This window comes from Asticcacaulis sp. (assembly GCF_020217185.1).
Lineage (GTDB): Bacteria > Pseudomonadota > Alphaproteobacteria > Caulobacterales > Caulobacteraceae > Asticcacaulis.
Genome location: NZ_JAIWNX010000031.1, coordinates 1 through 10000 on the forward strand (window position 1 = coordinate 1; position 10000 = coordinate 10000).

Annotated in this window: 7 protein-coding genes; 2 read left to right on the top strand and 5 right to left on the bottom strand. The window is 62.6% G+C overall.

The genetic code is table 11. The annotated features are described in order from the left end of the window. From LDL37_RS01470 to LDL37_RS01480, 3 genes are all read right to left on the bottom strand, one after another. The coding region (locus LDL37_RS01470) for a 4-(cytidine 5'-diphospho)-2-C-methyl-D-erythritol kinase (RefSeq protein WP_290793287.1) at window positions 1-833 on the bottom strand (833 nt) is incomplete at its 3' end. Continuing rightward, entirely contained in the window at window positions 830-2620 is a 1791-nt protein-coding gene (locus LDL37_RS01475; protein WP_290793289.1) for a tetratricopeptide repeat protein, read from the bottom strand. The genes LDL37_RS01470 and LDL37_RS01475, both read right to left, overlap by 4 nt. A gap of 151 nt (window positions 2621-2771) precedes the next feature. Further along, the gene (locus tag LDL37_RS01480; protein WP_290793290.1) at window positions 2772-4439 is read right to left on the bottom strand and encodes an electron transfer flavoprotein-ubiquinone oxidoreductase; all 1668 of its coding nucleotides are present in this window, start codon (window positions 4437-4439) and stop codon (window positions 2772-2774) included. A 107-nt stretch (window positions 4440-4546) separates the two neighbouring features. Here LDL37_RS01480 and LDL37_RS01485 point away from each other — a divergent pair, with 107 nt between their 5' ends. Then, complete coding sequence (locus tag LDL37_RS01485) at window positions 4547-5389, top strand: uracil-DNA glycosylase (protein ID WP_290793292.1); 843 nt, start codon at window positions 4547-4549, stop codon at window positions 5387-5389. Window positions 5390-5717: 328 nt separating this feature from the next. Beyond that, a complete protein-coding gene (locus LDL37_RS01490) occupies window positions 5718-7496 on the top strand; it encodes a transglycosylase SLT domain-containing protein (protein WP_290793294.1) in 1779 nt (592 codons plus the stop codon). Window positions 7497-7654: 158 nt separating this feature from the next. Here the strand turns inward: LDL37_RS01490 and LDL37_RS01495 are convergent, their stop codons facing one another. After that, window positions 7655-8326 carry a glycosyltransferase gene (locus LDL37_RS01495; protein ID WP_290793296.1) on the bottom strand — a complete coding sequence of 224 codons (672 nt, stop codon included), beginning with the start codon at window positions 8324-8326 and terminating at the stop codon, window positions 7655-7657. A gap of 5 nt (window positions 8327-8331) precedes the next feature. Next, window positions 8332-9591, bottom strand: a complete 1260-nt coding sequence (locus LDL37_RS01500; protein WP_290793298.1) for a class I SAM-dependent RNA methyltransferase — start codon at window positions 9589-9591, stop codon at window positions 8332-8334. Between the last annotated feature and the right edge of the window lie 409 nt (window positions 9592-10000).

A 10000-nucleotide genomic window follows, 5' to 3' on the forward strand; every position in this document is an offset into this window, starting at 1 on the left:
CAGGCCCGCACCCATGCCTTGGGCCAGTCGTCGCGCAGTCGAGCCGCCAGGGTTTCGGCCTCGCTCAAGGTCTTGCACAGGGCAAAACAGGTCGCCCCCGATCCCGACATGCGGGCAAAGCGTGTCTCAGGCTGGGCGCGTAGCGCCGCCAGCACTTCACCGATCACCGGCACCAGACGGATGGCGGGCGCTTCCAGATCGTTACGGGTGGTAGCGAGATCGTCGATCAGGTCGTCTCCCCGCCACTGCGTGTCAACAGGGGCAAATTCCGCTGCCGCATCATAGGCCTTGAACACCGCCGGTGTCGGACACTCGACGCCCGGATTGATCAGCACAGCGGGCAAGGGCGACACTGTGACCGGCGTCAATCGCTCGCCATAACCTTCGGCAATCGACGCCTGAGCCCACAGGCACATCACGCCGTCAGCCCCCGTCTCCGCCGCCATGGCCGACAGGGCGTCGTCAGTCACCTCCGGCGCGCAGGCTTCGCGCAACAGGTGCAGCACGGCCCCGGCATCAGCGCTGCCGCCGCCCACGCCTGAGGCTAAAGGGAGGTTTTTGGTCAGGTGGAAATCGTGGCTATCCACGCGCACGCCGGTTGCCGCTTCAAACCGCCGGACGGCCTTGAGAACCAGATTGTCCTCACCCGTGCTCAAACCCTGCCCGAACGGCCCGTCGATGAACAGCCGCCCCTCACCCGGCGTCAGGCTTACCTCATCGCCATAGTCGGCAAAGACCACCAGACTGCGCAGGGGGTGATAGCCCCGGTGATCCGGGGCGGCGACGTGCAGATAGAGATTGACCTTGGCCGGGGCCAGTCGCGACCGCTTCATTTGCGCGTTTTAGCCGGTGTCTTGACCGGGGCTTTGGGCTTGGTCGTCTCAGGCACCGGCGCCGTTTCGGCCTCAGCCACGGCCTTGACGTCGGGCACCGCAACCGCATCCAGCTTGGCCTGCACGGCGGCCTTCTGCTTGTCGTCGGCCTCCAGCGTGAGGACGCGCGCCCACTGATAGCGCGCTTCGATGGTGCGCCCCAGCTTGTGATAGACGTCGCCCAGATGGTCGGTGATTTCCGGATCGGCGGGTTCGGCGGCGATCGCCTTTTCGATCCATTCCAGCGCCTCGGCATATTGCCCCTGCTGGTAATAGCCCCAGCCGAGCGAATCCATGATCGCCCCTGAGCGCGGCGTCTTTTCGAGCGCCTTGCGGATCATGACCATGCCCTCGGTGACATTCTCCTTGCGCTCGATCAGCCCATAGCCCAGCAGGTTGAGCAGTTCGGAACTGTCAGGTTGCAGGGTCAGGCCCTTTTGCGCCGCCGCCTTGGCCTTGTCCCAGTCGCCGGCGGCCTGATACAGCACCGCCACAGTGAACCACGTCTCCCAGCCGAAATCCGCGTCGCCATAGGCGGCCTGATAGGCCTCCATCAGCTTGAGCGCCCCGGCCGTATCGTCCTTTTGCCACAGAAGGCGCGCCCGCTCAACCGTCAGGCCGATGTCCTTCGGGTCGGCGGCGCTCAGTTCGGTAAACAGGGCCTCGGCCCCATCGAGATCACCGGCTTCTTTCAGGCTCCAGGCGGCGCGCACCTGCGCCTCACGGTAAAAGGGCGAGTCGGGCTCAATCGACGCCCATTCGGTCTGCGCCGCCTGCACGTCCTTCATGCGCATCAGCACCTGCCCGGCCAGAAGCCGCGTGCGGTCAAGCGTCGGGGTCGCGGCCGCGGTTTCCGGGGCGGCGTATTGTGCCAGCCGCAGCGTCGCCAGCGCCATTTCCGACTGCTGCTCAGAGGCATAAAGCGTGCCGGACAGGAACAGGCTGTCGGCCAGAATCAGCCGCACATCCGGCGATTTCGGCTTACGATAGTCTTTGGCGTCGAGCCCGTCGAGGCGCTGACGCACCAGCCGGTCCTCGGATACGCTCAGGATATCGGTATAGAGCTTGCGCGCCTCGTCCTTGCGGCCACGGCCTTCCAGAAATGCCCCGTAATAGGGGCCGAACAGCACGCTGGCCGGGCCGGGCTGACAGATGATTTTGAAGATGGCCTCGGCCTCGGCATGACGGCCCTTCATCTCCAAAAGACGCGCCTGATTGGCGGCCTGAAGAAACAGGACCAGCCGGTCGCGATTCGGCGTCGTCCCGGCGTTGAGCTGACTTTCCAGCGTCGGGTCGATGGCCTTGTCCCACTGACGCGCCGCCGCGTAGGATAACGGCTTGAGCAAAAGCGTGGCGCGGTCGCTGGCGCCGGCCTTTTGCGAGGCTTCGATAACGGCAGCCGCGGCCTTGCCCTTGCCCTCGCGGATCAGCGCGATGGCCTGTACCTGAGCCGCCACCGTGCGCGACAAGCGCCCGCCATTTGCGGGCACGTGGCTGCGGGCAAAGCTCATATCGCCGCTGAGCACCGCCGCCAGAAAGGCCCGTTCGCGCAAGGCCGCATTGGCAGGGTCAGCATCCGCCGCCGCCATCAGGGCGCGCGCGGCCGTTTCCGTATCGCCCTGCGCTGCCGCCAGACGCCCGACCAGAAAGTCACCATAGGCGCTGGAATAGGCCTTATCGGCGGCCATGACCGGCGTGGTCAGGCACACAAGGGCGGCAAAGGCGGCAGAGGCAAGAACAGGCTTCATCAGGGGCGTCTCTCGATTACCGGCACAGTGAACGCAGTAAATCCGGCAGGATCAAGTCCTTATCGAAGATCAAACTTACCAAAAAGCCAAATTCTCAAGGGAAAAGCCCGTGAATCTCCTCCCTGTTGCGCAGCAATGGGGAGGAGAGACATCACATATTCGGATAGTTGGGGCCGCCGCCGCCTTCGGGCGTGGTCCACACGATGTTCTGCGTCGGATCCTTGATATCGCAGGTTTTGCAGTGGACGCAGTTCTGGGCGTTGATTTGGAAGCGCGGCTTGCCGTTATCGTCCACCACCTCATAGACCCCGGCCGGGCAGTAGCGCTGCGCCGGTTCGGCATATTTGGGCAGGTTGATGGCGATGGGCACCTCCGGGTCCTTGAGGCGCAGATGGACCGGCTGGTCCTCTTCGTGGTTGGTGTTGGAGATAAACACCGAAGACAGCTTGTCGAAGCTGATCTGGCCATCCGGCTTCGGATAGGCGATCGGCTTGAATTCCGCGGCGGGCTTGAGCGACTGCGCATCGGTCTTGCCGTGCTTCAGCGTGCCCCAGGGCGACCAGCCGCCGGTGAGATTGCCCACCGTCATGTCGAGACCACCCAGCACCATGCCCAGCGTCGTGCCATAACGGCTGAGCAGGGGTTTGACGTTACGGACCAGCTTCAGTTCTTTGGCAATATCCGACTTTTGATAGGCCTTGTCATAGGCTTCAAGCGTCTGCGGCGCGTCGCCCGACGACAGGGCCGTCCATGCCGCATCGGCGGCCAGAATGGCGCTCTTGATGGCGTTGTGGCTGCCCTTGATGCGCGGCACGTTCACAAAGCCCGCCGAACAGCCGATCAGCACCCCGCCGGGGAAGCTCAATTTCGGCACCGACTGATAACCACCTTCGGTAATGGCCCGCGCGCCGTAGGAGATACGCTGCCCGCCTTCCAGATGCTCACGCACCACCGGGTGCTGCTTGAAGCGCTGGAACTCATCGAACGGGGACAGATAGGGGTTCTGATAGTTGAGGTGGACGACGAAGCCGATCGACACGTATTCGTCGCCGAAATGGTACATGAAGGAGCCACCGCCGGTCTTGTCATCCAGCGGCCAGCCCAGCGTATGCTGGACCAGACCGGGCTTATGCTTTGCCTTAGGAACCTTCCACAACTCCTTGATACCGATGCCGTATTTCTGGACGTCGCTGTCCTTGTCCAGCTCAAAGCGCTTGATGATCTGCTGCGACAGCGAGCCGCGCACGCCCTCGGCAAAGAAGGTATAGCGGGCGCGCAATTCCAGACCGGGCTGGTAATCGCCCTTGGGCTGGCCTTCGCGATCGAGCCCGAACACGCCGGCCACGACACCGGCCACAGCCCCCGCGTCGTCGTACAGGACTTCGGAACAGGCCATGCCCGGATAGATTTCAACGCCCAGCGCCTCGGCCTGCTCGGCCATCCAGCGCGTCAGATTGCCCAGCGACCCGATATAGCAGCCGTGATTCTTCATGTAGGACGGCATGGGCAGGAAGGAGATATCGAGCGCGCCCTGCGGCCCCAGATAGATGAAACGATCCTCAGTTACCGCCGTTTCCAGCGGTGCACCCTGCGCCTTCCAGTCGGGAAAAAGCTGCGTCAGTCCCGACGGGTCGATCACCGCGCCGGACAGAATGTGAGCCCCGATCTCGGAGCCCTTTTCCAGCAGGGCCACGGAGACGTCGCCGCCACTGGCCTGTGCCGTCTGTTTGAGGCGAATGGCCGCCGCCAGCCCCGCCGGGCCGCCGCCCACGATGACGACGTCATATTCCATCGATTCGCGTTCAGGTGCGTCCGCCATGTTCGTACTCTTCTCTAATATTTCCCGGTGCCGGTTTGATCTTGTGGCACAGTTTCCGTAAAGACTGTAAAGACCCTGCCGATCATTTTTCTCAAAGATGTCTGTTTATGCCGGAGCCTCACGCCATCACGGCCCAAGCCATGCGCGAGTTGGAAAGCTATCTCAGCTTTCTCAACGACCATGAGCTGGACGACATCTACGATGCTCAGCCTATTAATCGTCTTTTGGCGGAAAATAAATCGCGTTCTGTGACGGCGGCGGCGCAAAACGCCCCGGCGGCGGTCACCCCCCTGCCGAGTGCTGTGCGCGTCAATGCCCTGAGGCCTGAGTCGCTGCGCCATTTTGATGTCGAGCGCGCCGCCGCTGCCGCCGCGGCTATCGCCGCCAGCGCCGCGACGGTCGAGGCGCTTTATGCCGCTCTGGAGGCCTTTCCGGATGTGCCCCTGCGTTATGAAGGCGGCAAGGGCCTGATCCGCGGACGCGGGGCCTTACCGGCGGACGTGCTGATCGTCGGCGATGTGCCCGACGCCGATGAGGACGAGGCGCAGACGGCCTTTCAGGGCAAACCGGGGCATCTGACCGATGCGGCCCTGTCGGCTCTGGGGCTCAATGAACGGGCCTTACGCCTGCCCGGCCTGTTCTGGCGTCCGGCAGGCGGGCGTCCGGCCACCGACGAAGACATCCGCCTCACCGCCCCCTTCCTGCGCCGCCTGATCGAACTGAGCGCACCGAAGGTCGTCATCCTGTGCGGCGCGACGGCGGTGCGCAGCGTGCTCGATTCCAACGACAGCGTGCAAAGATTGCGCGGCAAGGCGCACGATCTGACCCTTACGGGCGGTGCGCCCCTGCGGGTTTTTGTCACCTTTCCCCCCGCGCTTCTGCTGCGCCAACCCCTTGCCAAAAAGGCGTTCTGGAGCGATTTCCTTCTGGCCACGGAGGGTCTGGCCTAAGAGCGCAACCCTTAATAGCTTGCCTCCCCATCAGGTTTTGATTACTGTCCACAGGCGTCCGCACTTTCCCGCGCTGGCTAGTGGAATGAATTTGACACTTGATGCCCAGTTGCCGCGAACTTGATGATCAAGTGTCAAATTCGAAAATTCCACTAGAATCATAAAGTTCTGGTGGTCTTAAAGATTTTGACATTTGCTTTTTGAGTGCCCGGCAGGTTGTGGCAAATGTCAAAATCAGACCACCAGGATGCACCGCTTCGACCCTTATTGACGGCAAAAGTCAGGTCCGAAGCCTCCCGATTTGGATAAACAACGACGGAGTGTTGCCTTGACCAGACCTGCGAGCCGCGCCCGCTACCGGCATGTCCTGATGTCCGCCGCCGCGCTTGCCGCCGTCTGTTTCTGTGCGCCCGCCCTCGCCCAAACCCCTGTTTCGACCGGCGACAAGACCGTCGATGCCATCCTCAGCACCCCGCAAACCGCCTATAAGGGGGCTGTCCTGCTGGCGGCAGCTTCCGACACACCGCGCAAGCCCGTCGCCTACAGCAGCCTGACCCGCTCGGCCCCCAAGGTGCCTGCCGCACTCGATCCCGGCCTGTCGCCGTGGGACGCACAGCTTTATCAGGCGGCGTTTGACGCGCTCGACAAGGGCGATTTTGCCACCGCCGACGCTTCGATCGAAAAGATCAGCGATAAGAGCCTGATGGGCTATCTTGAGTTCAACAAACTGTTCCACCCGGACTACAGCTCAACCTACGAAGAGTTGATGAGCTGGCTGGAGCGCTATCCCGACCACCCGCAGGCCATGCGCGTGTGGAATCTGGCCAAGCGCAAAAAGCCTGAGGGCGTCGAAGACCCGCCGTTCCCCAAACTGGCCGGGGCGCAGAAACTGTCTTCCACCGGCCTGCTGGACGGACCGCCGCGCAGCGAAGTCAAGGCGGGCACCGCCGGACCCGATTCGGCCCTGACGCCCAAATCGGCGCGGTCGGCCTATAATGACGGCAAGCTGGATCAGGCGCTGAAACTGGGCGTGCAGATCGGCGATCGCTGGGTGGCGGGCCTCGCCGCCTATCGGCTCAAGCGTTATGACGAAGCGCTGAAACACTTCGATTTCATCGTCAATGACCCCAGCCAGAGCGCCTGGAGCCAGTCGGGCGGGGCCTACTGGGCCGGTCGCATGGCCGCGAAAATGGGCCATAAGAGCGACGCCGAGCTTTATTTCAAATACGCCGCCTCCTTCCCCTTTACCTTCTATGGCCTTCTGGCCGAGCAGCGTCTGGGGGCCGAACCCGCCGTCGTCCGCGCGCAAAAGGGACAGGCCCCGGTCTTTGCCGAAGAAACGCGCGGGGCCTATACGGCCAAGCTCAATGCCGATTTTAACTGGGCCAAAAACGACGCTCAGGCCCGCCGCGTCTCGATGCTGGTGGCCGTAGGCCGCAAGTCTGACGCCCGCACCGAATTGCAGACCGCCATCCAGCGTTCACCGGATCAGCAGACGCGCAGTAATTGGCTGGCTCTGGCCGACGCGCACGATCTGTCCGTCTCACAGATCCGCACCTCGGACCGTCTGTTCGACCCGGCCAACTATACCATCCCCGATTTCGAGCCGACTGAAGGCTGGCGCATCGACAAGGCGCTGCTGTACGCCATCGCCAAAAAAGAGAGCAAGTTCAACGCCAGGGCAAAGAGCTATGCCGGGGCCTATGGCCTTTTGCAACTGATGCCGGCCACCGCCTATGTGGTGACGCGCGATTCCAGCCTGATGAGCAATCCGGACAAGCTGCTCGACCCGGCGGTCAATCTTCAGGTGGGCCAAAGCTACATGCTGAAACTGGCGGCGTCGGGCATCAATGATTCCGACCTGTTCCGCGTCGTGGCCTCCTACAATGCCGGCGAAAAATGGGTGCAGGACGCCATGCGCTCGCTGGGCGATGACGCCGACTCGCTGCTGGTGATGGAGTCGATCCCGGTGGCCCAGACGCGCCAATACGTCGAAGAGGTGGTCGCCTCTTACTGGATCTATCGTCAGATCATGGGCAAGCCGTCAAAGACTCTGGCGCTGGCCGCATCTGACGCCAAAATCGTCGATATTCTGGCTGATAAGTAATTAGCCACGAAAAACACGAAAATCACGAACGCTTAGCGCTCTCAGGCACCTTCGCCCTAAGGGCTTTGCTGTGACCGCGGCAAGCAGACGTAAAGGTGCTTCGCGCGAACAGATTTACGCAACGAAATTCGTGATTTTCGTGTTTTTCGTGGCTAAATCTACGCCTTCTTCACCGGCGGTTTGGGCGGGAAGCCCAGCAGGTACAGCACAAAGCCGCCCGCCTTGCCGAACAGCGATAAATACCAGCTCCCCTTGCGGAAGCGCTCGCCATTGGTGGTCAGCGACACCGGAATGGGCCGCAGGCGTGCCCGGCCAAGAGCCAGGTCGATGCTGAGGTCTTCAAACGCCACCTGATCCTTATAACCGCCCACGGCGTCATAAAGGGCGCGCGACAGGAACAGGCCGTGATCGCCCGACGGGATGGCCAGCCAGCGTGAATTGAAGGCCACCACCTCAGCCCAGAAGCTGGCGAACCACGACGGATCATCGAAGGCCAGCCGGAAATAACCGGCGCGCAACGGAAAATGCTTCATGTGGTCGCGCACATGGTCCATCCATCCATCACCCAGAAGCGAGTCGGCGTGCAGGATCATCAGCCAGTCGCCCTTGGCCGCCTTACACCCCTGCCACAATTGCAGACCGCGCCCCGCATCGGCGTGCAACACGGTACAGCCCGTAGATTCGGCGATTTCCAGCGTCGCGTCTTCTGACCCGCCATCGACGATGATCACTTCCTTGATCAGGCCTTCGACCACCGCCGGGACCAGCGCGCCCAGGGTGCGCACCAGCGTGGCTTCGGCATTGAGGGTGGGAATGACGACAGAGATCAAGGCAATTACCGCGAAAAGACGCCGACCAGCTCGACATGGCCGGACCACAGGAACTGATCTATAGGCGTCACCCGATCCAGTTGAAAGCCCGCCTCGGTCAAAATTTTGGCGTCGCGGGCAAAGGTCTGGACGTTACAGCTCACGCCGACGACGCGCGCCACCTGTGAGCGGGCGATCTGCTGCGCCTGCGCCTCGGCCCCGGCGCGCGGCGGATCGAAGACCACGGCGTCCCAGCCTGCCATTTCCTCGGCCACCACCGGCGCGCGGAACAGGTCGCGCGCTTCGACTGTGATCGGTTTCAGGCCCGGCGCGCGGCCAATAGCGGCCTTGAGCGCCCGCACCGCACCGCCCGCCCCGTCGGCGGCATAGACCGACGCCGTTTCGGCCAGCGGAAAGGTAAAGGTGCCCGCCCCGCAGAACAGGTCCGCCACACGCCTCGCCCCCGCCACCGCGTCCTTGACCAGCGCCACCATATCGGCCTCAGAGTGGGGAGACGCCTGCAAAAACGAGCCGGTCGGCAGGTCCACGGTGGCGCGGCCAAAGCGCACGCTGGGCAGATGCGACTGATAGAGGATGTCATCGGCCATCGAAATACGCGCCAGACGGATGTCCGACGACTGCGCGATCAGGGCGATCTCCATGCGCGCCTGTGCGCTCAGACCGCCGCTCTTGCTGCGCTCGATACCGCGCACATCGACGTCGAGCCCGGTATCCGAGACGGTCACCGACAGGATGGGGGCGGATTTCGGATGCTCAAACAGGTGCGACGCGATTTCGGTCAGTACAGGTATGGCCGCGATCAGGGCCGGATCGGCCACCGGACACACCTCGATCTTCACCTGATCCCACGAGCGCCGCCGCTTGTAACCCAGCTCGGTACGCACCGTCTTCCCCTGACGATATGGCTTGGCGTGCAGGCCAACCCGACGGCGCGTGGCGGGCGGCGTGGTCAGTATAGGCGCGACCTCGGTCTCCAGCCCCGCCCGACGCAGCACGGTTTCGACATTGGCACGCTTCCAGTCGCTATAGGCCGCCATCTCCCAGTGTTGCAGGCTGCACCCGCCGCACTGGCTGAAATGCGGGCAGACGGGGGCGACGCGCTGAGGAGACGGCGTCACCACCTCGATCAGGCGCGCATGGCCGTCCGTGGGCGCGGAAGCCCGCACGGTCTCACCAGGCAGGGTCAGGGGCACGAACACGCCGTCCACCGTCACACCGTCGCCCTGAAAGCCGACTTTTTCGATGGTAAGGGTCACATCACTCATGGGCGGCTAATAAAGGAGTTGAGCTTCAAAGCTGAACAAAAATTTTGAAAAAAATAAGTGCCGTCGCAAACCGCTCTCAATGACCTCCGCGCATTTAAGCTCATTATCCATTGATATATAATGATTTTACGGAAAGCGTCAGCCCGCGCACCCCGCAAAAGAAAATGCCAAGATGAACGAAGATGAACAGGGTTCTCAAAAACCGTTCAGGTTGGAGGGCCTATAAAGGTCCTCATCAACGACGGGCTGACCCGCCGCGGAATGGAAATAAACCCGAAAGGAACCCACCATGACCAAGTTCAACACCACGAAAAAGATCGTCCTGTCGGCCGTGGCCTCGGCCATGGTTCTGAGCGCCGGTCTGGCCGGCACCGCTTCGGCCTATGACCGTTACGACCGCTATGAACGC

Bases quoted from the DNA above. Each gene is read 5' to 3' on its own strand.
- LDL37_RS01475 (WP_290793289.1), bottom strand. From the start codon at position 2,620: ATGAAGCCTGTTCTTGCCTCTGCCGCCTTTGCCGCCCTTGTGTGCCTG.
- LDL37_RS01480 (WP_290793290.1), bottom strand. From the start codon at position 4,439: ATGGCGGACGCACCTGAACGCGAATCGATGGAATATGACGTCGTCATC.
- LDL37_RS01485 (WP_290793292.1), top strand. From the start codon at position 4,547: ATGCCGGAGCCTCACGCCATCACGGCCCAAGCCATGCGCGAGTTGGAA.
- LDL37_RS01500 (WP_290793298.1), bottom strand. From the start codon at position 9,591: ATGAGTGATGTGACCCTTACCATCGAAAAAGTCGGCTTTCAGGGCGAC.